At 67.4% G+C, this 15,926-nt stretch carries 14 protein-coding genes and 2 pseudogenes; 13 read left to right on the forward strand and 3 right to left on the reverse strand.

What is annotated here, in order from left to right:
* Window positions 1-3: 3 nt before the first annotated feature.
* The 13 genes and pseudogenes from DID96_RS26510 to DID96_RS26570 all read left to right on the forward strand — a co-directional run bounded on the left by DID96_RS26510 (window position 4) and on the right by DID96_RS26570 (window position 14,424).
* Window positions 4-1,281, forward strand: coding sequence for an ABC transporter substrate-binding protein (locus DID96_RS26510; RefSeq protein ID WP_185732363.1), 1,278 nt, complete (start codon window positions 4-6; stop codon window positions 1,279-1,281).
* Between the two features lie 98 nt (window positions 1,282-1,379).
* Entirely contained in the window at window positions 1,380-2,336 is a 957-nt protein-coding gene (locus tag DID96_RS26515; RefSeq protein ID WP_124602212.1) for a carbohydrate ABC transporter permease, read from the forward strand.
* Between the two features lies 1 nt (window position 2,337).
* Window positions 2,338-3,168 carry a carbohydrate ABC transporter permease gene (locus DID96_RS26520; protein ID WP_124602213.1) on the forward strand — a complete coding sequence of 277 codons (831 nt, stop codon included), beginning with the start codon at window positions 2,338-2,340 and terminating at the stop codon, window positions 3,166-3,168.
* 38 nt (window positions 3,169-3,206) lie between these two features.
* A complete protein-coding gene (locus DID96_RS26525) occupies window positions 3,207-4,352 on the forward strand; it encodes an ABC transporter ATP-binding protein (protein WP_124602214.1) in 1,146 nt (381 codons plus the stop codon).
* Between the two features lie 93 nt (window positions 4,353-4,445).
* The gene (locus tag DID96_RS26530; protein WP_124602215.1) at window positions 4,446-5,255 is read left to right on the forward strand and encodes a ThuA domain-containing protein; all 810 of its coding nucleotides are present in this window, start codon (window positions 4,446-4,448) and stop codon (window positions 5,253-5,255) included.
* Complete coding sequence (locus DID96_RS26535; protein WP_124602216.1) at window positions 5,252-6,400, forward strand: Gfo/Idh/MocA family protein; 1,149 nt, start codon at window positions 5,252-5,254, stop codon at window positions 6,398-6,400. The genes DID96_RS26530 and DID96_RS26535 overlap by 4 nt, the downstream gene beginning before the upstream one ends.
* Window positions 6,401-6,579: 179 nt before the next feature.
* Window positions 6,580-8,034, forward strand: coding sequence for a carbohydrate porin (locus tag DID96_RS26540; protein WP_124602217.1), 1,455 nt, complete (start codon window positions 6,580-6,582; stop codon window positions 8,032-8,034).
* Window positions 8,035-8,039: 5 nt separating this feature from the next.
* Entirely contained in the window at window positions 8,040-8,972 is a 933-nt protein-coding gene (locus DID96_RS26545; RefSeq protein WP_260464014.1) for an aldo/keto reductase family oxidoreductase, read from the forward strand.
* A 39-nt stretch (window positions 8,973-9,011) separates the two neighbouring features.
* Window positions 9,012-10,010, forward strand: a pseudogene (locus DID96_RS26550) (glucokinase); the annotation flags it as partial.
* Between the two features lie 158 nt (window positions 10,011-10,168).
* Window positions 10,169-10,435 (forward strand): annotated as a pseudogene (locus tag DID96_RS26555) (hypothetical protein); the annotation flags it as partial.
* A 156-nt stretch (window positions 10,436-10,591) separates the two neighbouring features.
* Window positions 10,592-12,565 (forward strand): APC family permease, encoded by a 1,974-nt coding sequence (locus DID96_RS26560; RefSeq protein ID WP_124602220.1) that lies wholly within the window; start codon window positions 10,592-10,594, stop codon window positions 12,563-12,565.
* 177 nt (window positions 12,566-12,742) lie between these two features.
* The gene (locus tag DID96_RS26565) at window positions 12,743-13,744 is read left to right on the forward strand and encodes an OmpA family protein (RefSeq protein WP_124602221.1); all 1,002 of its coding nucleotides are present in this window, start codon (window positions 12,743-12,745) and stop codon (window positions 13,742-13,744) included.
* Window positions 13,745-14,103: 359 nt separating this feature from the next.
* A complete protein-coding gene (locus tag DID96_RS26570) occupies window positions 14,104-14,424 on the forward strand; it encodes a DUF1840 domain-containing protein (RefSeq protein WP_124602222.1) in 321 nt (106 codons plus the stop codon).
* A gap of 234 nt (window positions 14,425-14,658) precedes the next feature.
* Here DID96_RS26570 and DID96_RS38440 read toward each other — a convergent pair whose 3' ends face one another.
* The 3 genes from DID96_RS38440 to DID96_RS26580 form a co-directional block, all read right to left on the reverse strand.
* On the reverse strand, window positions 14,659-14,817 hold the full coding sequence (locus tag DID96_RS38440; protein ID WP_185732364.1) for a hypothetical protein: 159 nt from the start codon (window positions 14,815-14,817) through the stop codon (window positions 14,659-14,661).
* A 75-nt stretch (window positions 14,818-14,892) separates the two neighbouring features.
* Entirely contained in the window at window positions 14,893-15,168 is a 276-nt protein-coding gene (locus tag DID96_RS26575; RefSeq protein WP_124602223.1) for a hypothetical protein, read from the reverse strand.
* A gap of 320 nt (window positions 15,169-15,488) precedes the next feature.
* A complete protein-coding gene (locus tag DID96_RS26580) occupies window positions 15,489-15,677 on the reverse strand; it encodes a hypothetical protein (RefSeq protein WP_124602224.1) in 189 nt (62 codons plus the stop codon).
* Window positions 15,678-15,926: the final 249 nt, after the last annotated feature.

A 15,926-nucleotide genomic window follows, 5' to 3' on the forward strand; every position in this document is an offset into this window, starting at 1 on the left:
CCGATGATGAAGCTCAAGGCAGGCTTGCTGACGATGGCGCTCGCAATGACGGCGGCCATGGCGACCACGGCCGGCGCGGCGACGCTGCGGATCGCATGCGGTGCGGCCGGCGTCGACCAGGACATTTGCCAGGTCTCGGCGAAACGCTGGGCCGCGAAGACCGGCAACGAGGTCGAGTTCATCAGCATGCCAAACAACTCGAGCGAGACGCTCGCGCTGTACCAGCAACTGCTCGGCAGCGGCTCGGACAAGATCGACGTGATGCAGATCGATACGGTCTGGCCGGGCATCCTCGCGAATCACCTGATCGACCTGAAGCCATACAGCAACGGGCTCGAAAGCCAGTCGTTCCCGAGCATCGTCGCGAACAATACCGTGAACGGCAAGCTCGTCGCGATGCCGTGGTTCATCGATACGGGCCTGCTCTACTACCGCAAGGACCTGCTCGACAAGTACCGGCTGAAGGTGCCCGCGACATGGGACGAACTCGATGCCGCCGCGCGCAAGGTCCAGGCGAGCGAGCGCGCCGCCGGCAACGAGAAGGTCTGGGGCTACGTGTGGCAGGGCCGTGCGTACGAAGGGCTCACCTGCGATGCGCTCGAATGGATCAGCAGCCACAACGGCGGCACGGTGGTCGACGACAAGGGCCGCGTGACGGTCGACAACCCGGGTGCGGTCAAGGCGCTCGAGCAGGCGTCGAAATGGGTCGGGACGATCAGCCCGAAGGCGGTGCTGAACTACGGCGAGGAAGAGTCGCGCGGCGTGTTCCAGGCCGGCAACGCGGTGTTCATGCGCAACTGGCCGTACGCGTGGGCGATCGCGAACCGCGCGGGCAGCCCGATCAAGGGCAAGGTCGGCATCGCGCCGCTGCCGAAGGGCGGCGCCGACGGCCGCCCGGCCGCCGCGCTCGGCGGATGGCAGCTCGCCGTGTCGCGCTACTCGCCTAACCCGAAGCTGGCCGCCGATCTCGTGATGTACCTGGCGAGCGCGGAGGTGCAGAAGATGCGCGCGGTGCAGGGCTCGTACAACCCGACGATGCCGGCGCTCTACCGCGACAAGGACATCCTGCAGGCGAACCCGTTCATGGCCGACCTGCTACCGACCTTCAGCACCGCAGTTGCGCGGCCGTCGACAGTCACGGGCGCGAAGTACAACCAGGTCAGCAACCAGTTCTGGAACGCCGCGCACGACGTGCTCGCCGGCAGCGACACCGCATCGGGCGCGCTCGCGCGGCTTGCTGCGTCGCTCACCCGGCTCGCGCCCGCCTCTAGCTGGCGATAACTGGCACTAACAGGCACTAACAGGCGCCAAGCGCGCCGGCGCACGCTCGACCATTCCGGCCGGCCGCCTGACGGCGCCGGCCCGGCAGGAGACATCGCATGAGAACCGGAAGCATTCAGATCAGTAGTACTCCTTCATTCGAGCAGGCGCCCGTGCGTGCCGGCAGCGGGCTCGCGCAGGCGCGCCGCCGCCAGGCGTGGCTGCTGGTGGCGCCCGCGCTGCTGACGCTGGTGGCGATCGCCGGCTGGCCGCTCGTGCGCACCGCGTGGTTCAGCCTGACCGATGCGCAACTGTCCGACCTGTCGCAGCGGCGTTTCGTCGGCCTCGACAACTATGTCGGCGCTGCGGGCGTGCTGCGCGACCCGGCGTGGTGGCAGGCGGTCGGCAATACCGTGCTGTTCGCCGTCGTATCGGTGCTGCTCGAAACGGCGGCGGGCCTCGGCGTCGCGCTGCTGCTCGACGTGCCGTCGCGGCTGCGCACGCTGCTGCGCGCGGCGGTGCTCGTGCCGTGGGCGATCCCGACCGTCGTCTCCGCGAAGATCTGGAGCTGGATGCTCAACGACCAGTTCGGCATCGTCAACGCGATGCTGATGGCGATCGGCGTGATCCACGAACCGCTCGCGTTCACGGCCGACGCGCGGCTCGTGTTCCCGACCATCGTGCTCGTCGACGTGTGGAAGACCACGCCGTTCATGGCGCTGCTGATGCTCGCCGCGCTGCAGACCGTGCCGCGCGACTGCTACGAGGCCGCGCGCGTCGACGGCGTGCCGCGCTGGCGCCAGTTCCGCTCGGTCACACTGCCGCTGATCCTGCCCGGCGTGCTGGTCGCGATGATCTTCCGCTCGCTCGACGCGTTGCGCGTGTTCGACCTGATCTACGTGATGACGTCGAACAGCCGGGTCACGAAAAGCATGTCGATCTATGTGCGCGAGCAGTTGATCGATTTCCAGCAGGTCGGCTTCGGGTCGGCATCGGCGATGCTGCTGTTCGTCACGATCGTGCTGTTCACCGTCGGCTACATGGCGGTCAGCCGCCGCCGGCTCCAGGAGGCGTGACGTGAAGAAGCATCCGCTCGAAATCGCGATCCACGGGCTGCTGTCCGCGCTCGTGCTGGTGATCGCGCTGTTCCCGTTCGTCTACATGATCGGCACGTCGGTCAAGCATGGCGACGCGCTGTTCGATACGTCGCTGTTCACGTCGAGCCCGTCGCTCGACAACTACCGGCAGCTGTTCCGCGACCAGCCGTTCGGCGCGTACCTGCTGAACTCGGCGTTCGTCGCGGGCGGTGCGGTCGCGCTGTCGCTCGCGGTGTCGGTGCTCGCCGCGTATGCGCTCGGCCGCGTGTCGTTCCGCGGGCGTGGCGTGTTGATGATGTGCATCCTCGGCGTGTCGATGTTTCCGCAGGTCGCGATCCTGTCGGGCCTGTTCGAGCTGGTCCGCGCGCTCGGCCTGTACGACCACCTCGGCGCGCTCGTGCTGTCGGACCTGATCTTCACGCTGCCGTTCACGATCTGGATTCTCGTCACGTTCATGCGCGAGCTGCCGCGCGAGCTGGAGGAAGCTGCGCTCGTCGATGGCGTCGGCGTGTTCACGCTGATCTTCCGGATCTTCCTGCCGCTGCTGCGGCCGGCGCTTGCCGCGACGTCGCTGCTCGCGTTCGTGTCGGCATGGAACGAGTTCCTGTTCGCGCTGACCTTCACGATCTCGTCGGAGCAGCGCACGGTGCCCGTCGCGATCACGATGATCTCGGGCGCAAGCAGCTACGAGCTGCCGTGGGGAACCATCATGGCCGCGTCGGTGATCGTCACGGTGCCGCTCGTGCTGCTGGTGATGGTGTTCCAGCGTCATATCGTGTCCGGCCTCACGGCCGGGGCAGTCAAGGGTTGAGCGGGTTCGGGCCCGTCGTCAGCATCAAGAGGAAACAAATGAGTCAGATCAGGTTGAGCGGTCTTAACAAGCAGTACGGCGCGACCCCCATCCTCAGCGACGTGAATCTCACGGTCGAACCCGGCGAGTTCTGCGTGTTCATCGGCCCGTCGGGCTGCGGCAAGTCGACGTTGCTGCGGATCATCGCCGGCCTCGACGAGCAGAGCGCCGGCGACGTGTGGATCGACGGCCGCTGCGTGAACACGTTCGCGCCCGCGAAGCGCGACATCGCGATGGTGTTCCAGAGCTACGCGCTGTATCCGCACATGACCGTCTACGAGAACATGGCGTTCGGCCTGCGTCATCTGCGTCTGCCGAAGGACGAGATCGACCGGCGGGTGCGGCTCGCGTCGGAATCGCTGCGCCTCGGCGAGCTGCTCGAACGCAAGCCAGGCGCGCTGTCCGGCGGCCAGCGGCAGCGCGTCGCGATCGGCCGCGCGATCGTCCGCAAGCCGAAGGTGTTTCTGTTCGACGAGCCGTTGTCGAACCTCGACGCCGCGCTGCGCGTGAAGACCCGCGTCGAGATCGCGAAGCTGCACCGCAGCCTCGACAGCACCAGCATGATCTACGTGACGCACGACCAGGTCGAGGCGATGACGCTTGCCGACAAGATCGTGCTGCTGCGGCCGCTCGAAAGGCGCCACGGGGTCGCGAGCATCGCGCAGATCGGCACGCCGCTCGATCTGTATCATCACCCGGCGAGCCAGTTCGTCGCCGGCTTCATCGGCTCGCCCGCGATGAACTTCCTGCCGGCGACCGTCACGTCCGTCACGTCGGCCGGCGCCGGCGAGGTTCGCGCGCTGGCCCGCGAGCACGCGCTGGGCGCGAGCGTGTCCGGCGACGGCCTCGAAGCCGGCGCCCACGTGACGCTCGGGATCCGCCCCGAACACGTGCGGGTCGGCACCGGCGGCGTGATGGGCGAGGTCGCGCACGTCGAGCAGATGGGCGAGCATACCTGGCTGTACCTCGATACGCCGTTCAGCGCGCAGCCGATCGTCGCGAAGACCGACGCCGGCGGCGCGCGGATCGGCGATCGCCTGCGTGTCGATCTGCCGGCCGGCGCGCTGCATCTGTTTCATCCGGACGGCCGCGCGGCCGCGCGTATCCTGCGCGACGCCGCCGTGCCGGCGCTCGCGACCGCCTGAGCGCGGCACGCGGCGGATCGTTCCACAGGTTTCAGGCGGCCGGGGCGCACGGCCGCTGTCGAATCGGCGCCAACCCATTGATAAAGGATAGTCATGCTAAACAAAAAGCTGTCGGTGATCGTCTGGAACGAATTCGAGCACGAACGGGAGAACGCGGACGTGCGCGCGATCTACCCGGACGGTCTGCACCAGGTGATCGCGAGCGCGCTCGCGGAGACGCCGGCGCTCGGCCACGGCGCGCTGCCGCTCGAGATCGGCACCGCGACGCTCGACCAGCCCGAGCACGGGCTCAGCGAAGCACGGCTCGCCGCGTGCGACGTGCTGATCTGGTGGGGGCACAAGGCGCACGCGAAGGTCTCCGACGAGATCGTCGAGCGCGTGCAGCGCCGCGTGCTCGAAGGGATGGGCCTGATCGTGCTGCATTCCGGGCATTTCTCGAAGATCTTCCGCCGCCTGCTCGGCACGAACTGCTCGCTGAAGTGGCGCGAGGCGGCCGAGAAGGAGCGGCTGTGGGTCGTCGAGCCGTCGCATCCGATCGCGGCGGGGCTCGGCGAGTACTTCGAGCTGCAGCACGAGGAGATGTACGGCGAGCGCTTCGATATCCCGCAGCCGGATTCGACCGTGTTCATCTCGTGGTTCGAGGGCGGCGAGGTGTTCCGCTCGGGCTGCTGCTGGGAGCGCGGCCACGGCCGGATCTTCTATTTCCGCCCGGGGCATGAAGCGTATCCGACCTATCACGACCGCAACGTGCAGCGCGTGATCGCGAACGCGGTGCAGTGGGCCGCGCCGCGCGTGAATCTTGCCGACCGCTGCCCGAACTCGCCGCCGCTCGAAACGCTCAGCGAGAAGAGCACGCAGTTCGCGCATGTCGGCATTCAGCAGAGCGCAGGAGACCTCGCATGAACGACGATTACAAGGTGGAGCTGCCTGAAGTCGCGGCGATTGCGCGCGGCCGACGCCTGCGCGTCGGCGTGATCGGGCTCGGGATCGGCCGCAAGCATATCGAAGGCTGGCGCGAGCATCCGGACGTCGACGTGGTCGCGATCGCCGATCCCGATGCGAAGCGGCTCGCGAAGGTCGGCGACGCATTCGGCATCGACGCGCGCTATGCGTCGGCGGATGCGATGCTGGCGGCGCAACAGCTGGACGTCGTCAGCGTGTGCACGCCGAACAAATTCCATCGCGAGCTGACGCTCGCCGCGTTCGACGCCGGCTGCCACGTGCTGTGCGAGAAGCCGATGGCGCTGAACGCGGACGAGGGGCGCGAGATGCTGATCGCTGCGCAGCGCGCCGGCAAGCGGCTGATGATCAATTTTTCGTACCGCTTCAGCGCGCAGTCGCGGGCACTGAAGGCGCAGGTCGAGGCCGGCGTGTTCGGCGACTTCTATTTCGGTCGCACGGTCTGGCATCGCCGGCGCGGGATGCCAGGCTTCGGCGGCTGGTTCGGCACGAAGGCGCTCGCGGGCGGCGGGCCGCTGATCGATCTCGGCGTGCACCGTCTCGATCTCGCGCTGTGGCTGATGGGTTATCCGAAGCCCGTATGGGTGATGGGCAGCACCTACGACCCGATCGCGCGCGAGCTCGCGACGCGCGCGGGCAAGACGTTCGACGTCGAGGATCTCGCGGCCGCGCTGATCCGCTTCGACAACGGCGCGACGCTCGCGATCGAGGCGTCGTGGGCAACCAACATCCAGGAAGCGGAGCTGATGGAAACGCGCCTGCTCGGCACGCGCGCGGGGCTGCTGCAGAAGAACCTGAACGAAGGCTACACGTTCGACGCGCACATCTTCATCGAGCAGAACGGCGCGCAGTTCGACATGCGGCTGAACCCGCCCGCTGACGGCGCGCATTCGGCGATGTACGACTGCGCGGAAGCGATCCTGTGCGATGTCCCGCATCCGGCGCCGGGCGAGGAAGGGCTGATCGTGATGGAGATCCTCGACGCGATCTATGCGAGCGCGGCCGCGGGCGAGCCGATCCGCATCCACGCGCCGGGGCCGATCGCCGCCGATGCGCCGCCGGTGCTCGATCTCGACGTCGCCGGCTGACGCAGTGCCGGGCCGGCGCGCGGATCGTCCACCGCGCCGGCCCGTCGGCGGGCAAATGGGCCACGCCGGGATGACGCCAGGACGAAGCACGGACGAAGCACGGACGAAGCAGCAAGCACACCTATTCGATAACGCCGCGCATCGCACGCGGCGCGACAACATAGTTTGGAGACACGTTCATGATCGACGAAGCAGGCAGCGCCGCGTGCGGCCCGGCAAGCACCCCGTTCAGGCTCACGCGGCTCGCCGCGGCTTTCTCGCTGGCCGTCGCGTCGGCGGCGCTGCATGCGGCGCCGGACCCCGCGACGACTGCCGTCGCGGACGGCACGCCGAGCGCCGCCGCGACCCTCGCCGCGGACAGTGCGCCGGGCGGCCTCGCGCAGGCAACCGGCGTCGTGCCGGCCGACACGAGTCCCGCCAACGTGGCCACGCCGACGCCGTCGTCGGCCTGGAATCAGTTGACGCCGTGGACGCAGTTCCACGGCTATCTGCGGGCCGGCGTCGGCACGAGCGACAGCCATTCGCAGGCCTGCTTCCAGCTGCCGGGCGCGCAGAGCAAATACCGGCTCGGCAACGAATGCCAGATCTACAGCGAACTGGAGATCGACCAGACGCTGTTCAAGTTCGCGAACGGCATGCAGCTGTCGGCGGTGGGGATGGCGAGCCTCGTCAACGATCTCGACCGCACGCCGACCTTCGACGGCAATCATGGCCGCGTGCGCCTGCCGCAGTCGTATGTGCAGCTTACCGACATTCCGGGGCTCGACGGCACGCGGATCTGGTTCGGGCGCATCTATTACCGGCGCAACGACGTCCATATCAACGACTTCTACTACTGGAACCCGAGCGGCCTCGGCGCGGGTATCGAGAACGTGCCGATCGGCGGCGGCCTGAAGCTCAGCTACGCGTTGTTCCGCGAGGACTACATCGACCAGCCGAACTACGCGACGCGTCACGACCTGCAACTGTCCGGCGTGCATCCGAATCCCGGCGGCGAACTGCAGTTCGGGCTGTCGTACATCCCGGCCCGCGCGCCGGTGCTGGACGCGAACGGCGTGATGCAGGACGCGCACAGCGGCTGGTCGTTCACGGTCCAGCACGTACAGACCAACCTGCTCGGCGGCAAGAACAAGCTTGCGTTCCAGTACGGCGTCGGTCCGGGCACCGGCCTCGGCTACACGGGCACGCTGACGAACGACAACCGCTACAAGAGCATCCGCGTGCTCGATGCGTTCGACTGGCAGGCGACCCGCGACTTCGGCGGACAGGTCGTCGGCATCTGGCAGCGCGACATCGCGCCGTCGGGCGGCTCGCAGACGTGGGTGTCGATGGGCGTGCGCCCCGTGTACGCATTCACGCAGCACGTGAAGCTGCAAGGCGACCTCGGCCATGACCGCGTGACGCCGTCCGGAGGCCCGACCCGCACACTGCTGAAGGCGAGTGTCGCGCTGACGCTTGCCATGGACCGGTCGTTCTGGTCGCGGCCGGAGTTTCGCGTGTTCTACACGTATGCGCGCTGGAACAAGGCGGCGCAGGATGCGGCGGCGCCTGGCGATCCGCTGTCGACGACCGGCATCTTCGGGACGTCGCGCAGCGGTTCGACGGTCGGCGCTCAAGTTGAATGGTGGTGGTGACCGACATGAACGAGATGAATGCGCGTTGCACGACGATATCGATCGGGGCCGAGCCGATGCCGTTCTCGCGGATCGTGTTCGGGATGTGGCGACTCGCCGACTGGCGGTTGTCGCGCCGCGAGCGCCGCGCCTTGATCGACGCGGCGCTCGAGCTCGGCGTGACGAGCTTCGACCACGCGGACATCTACGGCGATTACACGGCCGAGAGCCTGTTCGGCGAGGTGCTCGACGACGCGCCGCATCTGCGCGAGCAGATGCAGATCGTGACGAAATGCGGGATCCGGCTCGTGTCCACGCGCCGGCCTGCGCACCGGCTCAAGCACTACGACGCGGGGGCCGCGCATGTCGTCGCGTCGGTCGAGCAGTCGCTGCGCGCGCTGCGCACCGACCGGCTCGACCTGCTGTTGCTGCATCGTCCCGATCCGCTGATGGATGCCGACGAAGTCGCCGCGACGTTCGCCGCGCTGCGGCGCGACGGCAAGGTGAGGACATTCGGGATCTCGAACTTCACGCCGGCGCAGGCGGCGCTGCTGCAGGACCGGATGGCCGCGCACGGGATGTCGCTCGCGACGAACCAGGTCGAATGTTCGCTGCTGCATCTCGCGCCGCTCGACGATGGCACGTTCGACCAGGCGCAGCGCTGGCGCTGCTCGCCGATGCTGTGGTCGCCGCTCGCGGGCGGGCGCCTGCTGACCGATGCGTCGCCGGCCGCGACGCGGGTGCGTGCCTGTGCCGAGCGGATCGGCGGTGCGCTCGGCGTGCCGGCGACGACGGTGCTGTTCGCGTGGCTGCTCGCGCTGCCGTGCCGGCCGCTGCCGATCGTCGGGTCGAGCCGGATCGCGGCGCTGCGCGAAGCGGTGGCGGCGACACGGCTGCCGCTCGCGCGCGAGCACTGGTTCGCACTGCTGCAGGCCGCGCGAGGCGCGGAGGTGCCTTGAACGACACGATCGAAAGCTGACGACAATCCGAGGGCAACCATGAGCGAAGCGATTCTCAACGATCATCCGGCCGTGCGGTGCACAGTGCGCGACGCCGAACCCCGCCTGCTCGCGGACATTGGCGGCACGCACGCGCGTTTCGCGCTGGAGCGCGCGCGCGGCGAGATCGGCGACGTGCGCGTCTATCGGTGCGGCGACCATGCAGGCGTTGCCGACGCGGTGCGCGCGTTCCTGCGCGATGCCGGCGGCGCGCGGGTGCGGCACGCGGCAATCGCGATCGCCAATCCGGTGGACGGCGATCTGGTCAGCATGACGAATCATGACTGGCGCTTCTCGATCGACGCGACGCGCCGTGCGCTCGGCTTCGACACGCTGCACGTGGTCAACGACTTCGCGGCGCTCGCGATGGCCGTGCCGCATTTGTCGGCGGAACAGCGGCGGCAGGTCGGCGGCGGCGATCGGCAAGCGGGGGGCGCGATCGGCGTGCTCGGCGCCGGAACCGGGCTCGGCGTGTCGGCGCTCGTGCGCGCGGGCGACGCGTGGGTGCCGCTGTCCGGCGAGGGCGGGCACGTGTCGTTCGCGCCGGCCGACGCGCGCGAGGAGGCGGTGTTGCGGTACGCGCGTACCTTGTGGCCGCACGTGTCGTTCGAGCGGCTTGCGGCGGGGCCCGGCATTGCGGTGATCCATGCGGCGCTGGCGGCGCGCGATGGTGGCGAAGCGACCGGAGGCGACACCGCTGCCATCATCGAACGCGCGCTCGCCGGCGACGCGCGCTGCATCGCGACGCTCGACTGCTTCTGCGGGATGCTCGGCACGTTTGCGGGCAACCTGGCGCTGACCCTTGGCGCGACCGGCGGTATCTATATAGGCGGAGGCGTGGTGCCGCGTCTCGGCGCGCTGTTCGACGCGTCGCCGTTTCGCGAGCGCTTCGAGGCGAAGGGCCGCTTTGCCCGCTATCTCGCGCGGATTCCGACGTTCGTGATCACGGCGCCGCATCCGGCCTTTGCCGGCGTGTCGCGGCTGCTCGCCCGCGCGCTGGGCGAAAGCGGCTGACCTGTGGTTTGGTGGTGCGCCGCCATGCACCGCACCTGCGCACCGCACCGGCGATGTCACCCGACCCCGTACACCGAGTCGTGCTGTATTGCACAAATTTCACCCGCGCCGCACATGAACGAGGTGCGCGTCGACGCACCCGAAACGCGCGCCACCGCTTCGCACTGACGACGGGCCGGCTGCGCGACCCGTGGCACGGCTGCAGCCGCGCGGGCAGCGTGCCGAAGTTGTTCGCGCATGCGCCGGCGCCGAGCGTCGACCTGAATCCCGGCGACTGCGCGCGGCTCGGCATCGGCGCGGGCGTCAAGACGGTGACGTCGCCCGCGCTCGACCCGCACTCCCGCCAGCCGGCACTGAAGCACGCGGCGATCAAGCTGCTGAAGGCCGACCTGCCGTGGCGCTGGCCGATCGGGTTGTAGCCAAGCTGTCTACATGATGTCGGCGCATTGAAAGCACCGCGGCCAATGCCCGATGCCGCACTATGGAATACGCCGACTGGCGGCCCTCCCGGAACTCATTTACTTTTAGATGAGTGACGCGGACGCGTCGCGCGTTCCGGAGGGATCATGACCACACTCCAGAAGGTCTGGCAGGTGCTCGTCGGAAAACCGCTCGACCCGCTCGATCCGCGCACGCGCCATGCGATCGCGGTCACGCCGCTGCTCGCGTGGGTCGGCCTCGGCGCCGATGGCCTGTCGTCGTCGTGCTACGGCCCGGAAGAGGCGTTCCTCGCGCTCGGCCAGCACCACCCGCTCGCGCTGTTCCTCGCGCTCGCGACCGCCGCGACGGTGTTCATCATCGCGCTCGGCTACAACCAGGTGATCGAATTGTTCCCGACGGGCGGCGGCGGCTACCGCGTGTCGACCGCGCTGCTCGGGGCAAAGCCCGGGCTCGTATCCGGCGCGGCGCTGCTCGTCGACTACGTGCTGACGGTCGCGACGTCGCTCGCGAGCGGTGTCGACGCGTTCTTCAGCCTGCTGCCGGTCAGTGCCCAGGCGTTCAAGCTGACGACCGAGATCGTGCTGATCCTGCTGATGACCGGCCTCAACTTCCGCGGCATGCGCGAATCGATCATCGTGCTGTTGCCGATCTTCATCGGCTTCGTCGTGCTGCACTTCGCGCTGATCGTGTACGGCGTCGCGTTGCAAGGCGACCATCTCGTGTCGATCGTGCCGGATGCGGTGCACGAAGCGCACGGGATGTCGCAGTCGCTCGGCACCTTCGTGATGCTCGCGCTGCTGATGCGCGCGTTCTCGCTCGGCGGCGGCACGTACACCGGTCTCGAGGCGGTGTCGAACAACGTGAACATGCTCGCGGAGCCGCGCGTGCCGAGCGGCAAGGTGACGATGTGGTACATGGCGACGTCGCTCGCGTTCACGGCCGGCGGGATCATCCTGCTGTACATGCTGTGGCACGCGAAGCCGGTCGAGGGCCAGACGCTCAACGCCGTGGTGTTCGGCAGCGTGATCGACCATCTCGGCCTAGGGTCGTCGTTCGCGCGCCATGCGCTGCTCGCGGCCGTGCTCGCGTTCGAGGCCGGGCTGCTGCTGGTCGGCGCGCAGACCGGCTTCCTCGACGGCCCGGCGGTGCTGTCGAACATGGCGTCCGATTCGTGGGTGCCGCGCCATTTCCGCGACCTCTCGACGCGGCTAGTGCGGCAGAACGGTATCATCGTCGTCGGCATGTCGAGCCTGCTGATCCTGCTGTGGACCCACGGCAACGTCGACGTGCTGGTCGTGCTGTACAGCATCAACGTGTTCCTGACGTTCAGCATGTCGCTGCTCGGCATGAGCACCTACTGGTGGCGCCAGCGCCGCAAGGACGGCAGCTGGTACAAGCACTTCTGCCTGACCGCGCTCGGGCTGGTCGTCACGTCGGCCGTGCTCGTGATCACGCTGATCGAGAAGTTCACCGCCGGCGGCTGGCTGACGGTGCTCGTGACGAGCGCGGTCATCGCGCTGTGCTTCATGATCAACCGGCACTACGCGTACACACGCGAGCAGCTCGCGAAGGAGGATGCGCTGTTCTCCGGTGCACCGCCGGCCGTCGACGAAGCGACCGCGCCGGCCAGGCCCGACCCGTCGCTACCGACCGCGGTGCTGCTGGTCGGCAAGCATCGCGGCGCGAGCATGCACGCGCTGCTGTGGGTCAACCGGCTGTTCCCCGGGCACTTCCGCAATGTGATCTTCCTTGCGGTGGGCGAAGTCGACGCGAAGGCGTATGACGGGCACGAGCACCTCGAGCGGCTGCGGCACACGATTACCGAATCGCTCGACTATTACGTCGCGCATTGCCGGCGCAACGGCATCGCAGCGGATTACCGGATCGCGTTCGGCACGAATCCGGTCGTCGAGTTCATGAACCTTGCGTCGGCTACGCTGAACGAGTTTCCGAACAGCGTGTGCTTCGCGAGCAAGCTGATCTTCAAGCGCGTGAATTTCCTGACCGCGTGGCTGCACAACCAGACGCCGGTCGAACTACAGGCGCGGCTGCACGTCGAGGGCAAGCAGATGGTGCTGCTGCCGATGAACGTCGGGTAGCGGGGCAGCGGGGGCGGCAACCGACGCGTGCACGCGCATGAAAACGATTCAACCTGACGTGCCGCGTCAGATCGTTCAGTAATCGAAAATTATCGATGAGATTCTCCGGAAAGATTTGGTAAGATTCGCGCGCTTCATCGCTTTCAATCGAACAACAAATCCTTTCCGAGAGACTCAATGAAGAACGCCGTATCGTCCGTATTCCGTATCATGCACGGCGGCCGCCGTGCGCTGTCCGCCGTCGCGCTGGCGTCGCTGTCCACGTTTGCGTTCGCCGCCGGCGATGTGCCGGGCGCGAAGGATCATCCGCTCGTCACGCGTTTCACGGGCGCGACGATCACCGCCTATTCGCAGACACCGTTCGACGAGGCATTCCTGCCAAACCAGCCGGTCGACGACGAAAAGACCACGAAGGGCCTGAATCTGGAAGGCAAGGTCACGCGGATCTCGTACGAGATCGGCGGCGACCGATCGACGCTGGAAGTCGAGCGTAACTATCTCGATGCGCTGCAGAAGGGCGGCTTCCAGATTCTGTTCCGCTGCACGGCGGAGCAGTGCGGCAAGAGCGGCGGCGGCGAACTCCAGAGCCTCGTGATCAATTCGGGACGCCTGCGGAAGGCGGGTGGCGGCAGCGCCAACTTCGGCGGCAAGCACCGCACGATCCTCGCGAAGCTGCCGAGGGCATCGGGTGACGCCTACGTGTTCCTGCACATCATGGACGATTCGGCGTCGAACAAGAACACGCTCGTCTACGAGGAAATCGTCGAGGTGAAGCCGATGCAGACCGGGCAGGTCAAGGTGGTCGATTCGAGCGCGCTGCAGAAAGGGCTCGCGGCGACCGGCAAGGTCGCGCTGTACGGCATCTACTTCGATACCGACAAGGCACAGGTGAAACCGGAATCGAAGCCGCAGCTCGACGAGATGGCGAAGCTGCTGTCGGCCAACCCGGCCCTTAAGGTGTACGTCGTCGGCCATACCGACAACCAGGGCCAGTTCGCGCACAACGTCGACCTGTCGCAGAAGCGCGCCGAAGCAGTGGCGCAGGCACTTGCGACGACCTATCGGATTGCGCCGGCGCGCTTGACCGCGAAGGGCGTCGCATCGCTGTCGCCGGTCGCATCGAACGGCGACGATGCGGGTCGCACGCAGAACCGCCGCGTCGAGCTCGTCCAGCAGTAACCGTCGTTCGATCCCGGCGCGCGCGGCCGCAATGACGGTGGCCGCGCGTGCATTCGCGGAGCCATACCGTTGAAACTGCGAGTTGCCGCCGGGCGCCGGCGCGGCGCCGTCCGGTTCGGTCGCTTTAATATGTCACAACGTGATATAAAATCAAAGCAGGCCTTCGGGTCGTTCGAACACGATACCGGCGACGAACCGGGCGACGTATGGAGCTACGTTGCCGGGCGAATGCCCGACCCATGAGGGCCGGACCGCGCCGCGGCATCGTGACGGGGCGGCCGGGGGGCCTCGCCGCAACCGGCGGCCATGAACGCGGGCGCGGCGTCGGGCATCCACGACAACGACACAAGGCACGAGCGATGATGGTGACGTTTCGTTCATCCGCTTCCCCCGATATCAAGATGCTGCGCGATCTCGCGGAGTATCTGTTGGGGCTGGTCGGCAAAGGGCTCGAAGTCCGGGGCGTGATACTCCCCGACGACCTGCCGGCAGCCATCGCACGCCTCGAGCAGGCGATCGACGAAGAAAATGTCCGCGAGCATGCGCATGAGCGTTCGACGCAGATGCTGCATGCGGACGTGCAGCCGCTGCCGGGTGGGTTGGCGCAACGTGCATGGCCGCTGCTGGAGATGATGCGTGAAGCCAGCAAGCACGGGCAGCATGTGATGTGGGGCGTATAGGCGCGTCATGCGTGCGCCGATACGCATCTTGGGGGGAATGCACGGGTTACCGTGTCAATCGAACCTCCGCCTGGAAGGCCGACGGTCCGTCGTCATCCGACACGGAAACCGCCGGCCGTTCTTTATTGCCGTGGATTCAGCGCGTGATGGCAATCGTTCGGCAGTGTGGGTTGTCGAGACGGATGCGATGCGCGTTGCGCGTCGAACGACGCAGGCCCGACGCCGGTGACTGGCTCAAGGATGGCGATGCGAGCGCGACCGATGCGGCCGCCGCAACGGCTTGTGGTGCAGCTTGTCGCGCAGCCGGTCGCGGCCGTGCTGTCCCGCGAAGAACAGCAGCGCAAGCGCCAGGATGGCGAGAAGCACGATGGTCTGCACGATGCCGTGTTCCATGCTGCCTCCGGCAGGAAAGGGTGGCGGGCCGGCGATGCGTCCGCGGCGAGCGCACGCGCGACGCGACGGCCAGGGTCAGCCGGCCGGCATGAACGTGCCGGCGAGTTCCGTATCGATGAAACGCTTGGCCAGCGCGACCGAGATCTTCAGCGCATCGATGTCGCTGCGGAAAACATGATGCTTCGGGTCGAGCAGATGCGCTTCGTGACGCCCGAGCGCGTCGCGCCAGCGTACGACAGCCCGCGGCTCGTACAGTGCCCCGAGTTCGAGACCTTCGCCCGCGACCGGATCGACGAGCGCGCTCGCACAGATCTCGCAGTGCTGATAGATCAAGCGTAACGGTGCTTCCATTGTAGGTGCTCCTGCATGGCGCGCTGGCAACGGCGGCGCGCCGACGGCGTCCGCATGCGCGCGAACACCGGGCGATCGACGGACGCTTTCATCGGAGGAATCGGCGCTGCACCGGGCGTCCCGATCGATCGGAATCGTGCGCCGCGCATGCCGTGTTGCGCCGCATGTCACGCCGTATCGCACCGTATCGCGCCCGAATGTCGCGCCGTATCGCGTCGTGTCACGCCATCTCACGCCGAATGGCACGCGGCTGCGACGTCATGCAAATGCATGGCCGCGGCCGGGATCCGCGTGGTCCGCAATCGCGATGCGATGCGGGGTCACGTCATCATCGGGATCGCTTCGATCAGCGCGATACCGAGCAGCGCACCGATTACCGCGCCGATCAGCTTCGGATGCCAGCGTTCGCCCAGATGCAGCGACGTTAGCAGCGCGCCGATCAGGATCACGCCCAGCAGCGCGAACGCAATCACGAGGTAACCGATTTCGAGTTCGCTGTTGATCACCATGACGCCTCCTGTGCGCCGGTCAAACCGGCAAAGTGTTGTGAATGAAAGTTTCATACGTTGAAGGCCTAGCCAGCCACGGCGGCCCCGAGTCATGCGCATGCACCCGTGAGGGGGTAGGCGAAGCGTTGACACCCATTAGCGGCCCCGTGTCAAGTGAGCAAACAACACCTTCGACTGCCTGAGCAGCCGTTTCCGATTTCAATGACCGAATGCAGCTGCCGAACGCACCCGTTTCTTCAATGTATGGCT

The sequence above is a fragment of the Burkholderia sp. Bp8963 genome, from assembly GCF_003854275.1.
Lineage (GTDB): Bacteria > Pseudomonadota > Gammaproteobacteria > Burkholderiales > Burkholderiaceae > Burkholderia.

Bases quoted from the DNA above. Each gene is read 5' to 3' on its own strand.
- DID96_RS26510 (WP_185732363.1), top strand. From the start codon at position 4: ATGATGAAGCTCAAGGCAGGCTTGCTGACGATGGCGCTCGCAATGACG.
- DID96_RS26515 (WP_124602212.1), top strand. From the start codon at position 1,380: ATGAGAACCGGAAGCATTCAGATCAGTAGTACTCCTTCATTCGAGCAG.
- DID96_RS26525 (WP_124602214.1), top strand. From the start codon at position 3,207: ATGAGTCAGATCAGGTTGAGCGGTCTTAACAAGCAGTACGGCGCGACC.
- DID96_RS26530 (WP_124602215.1), top strand. From the start codon at position 4,446: ATGCTAAACAAAAAGCTGTCGGTGATCGTCTGGAACGAATTCGAGCAC.
- DID96_RS26535 (WP_124602216.1), top strand. From the start codon at position 5,252: ATGAACGACGATTACAAGGTGGAGCTGCCTGAAGTCGCGGCGATTGCG.
- DID96_RS26540 (WP_124602217.1), top strand. From the start codon at position 6,580: ATGATCGACGAAGCAGGCAGCGCCGCGTGCGGCCCGGCAAGCACCCCG.
- DID96_RS26545 (WP_260464014.1), top strand. From the start codon at position 8,040: ATGAACGAGATGAATGCGCGTTGCACGACGATATCGATCGGGGCCGAG.
- DID96_RS26560 (WP_124602220.1), top strand. From the start codon at position 10,592: ATGACCACACTCCAGAAGGTCTGGCAGGTGCTCGTCGGAAAACCGCTC.
- DID96_RS26565 (WP_124602221.1), top strand. From the start codon at position 12,743: ATGAAGAACGCCGTATCGTCCGTATTCCGTATCATGCACGGCGGCCGC.
- DID96_RS26570 (WP_124602222.1), top strand. From the start codon at position 14,104: ATGATGGTGACGTTTCGTTCATCCGCTTCCCCCGATATCAAGATGCTG.
- DID96_RS38440 (WP_185732364.1), bottom strand. From the start codon at position 14,817: ATGGAACACGGCATCGTGCAGACCATCGTGCTTCTCGCCATCCTGGCG.
- DID96_RS26575 (WP_124602223.1), bottom strand. From the start codon at position 15,168: ATGGAAGCACCGTTACGCTTGATCTATCAGCACTGCGAGATCTGTGCG.
- DID96_RS26580 (WP_124602224.1), bottom strand. From the start codon at position 15,677: ATGGTGATCAACAGCGAACTCGAAATCGGTTACCTCGTGATTGCGTTC.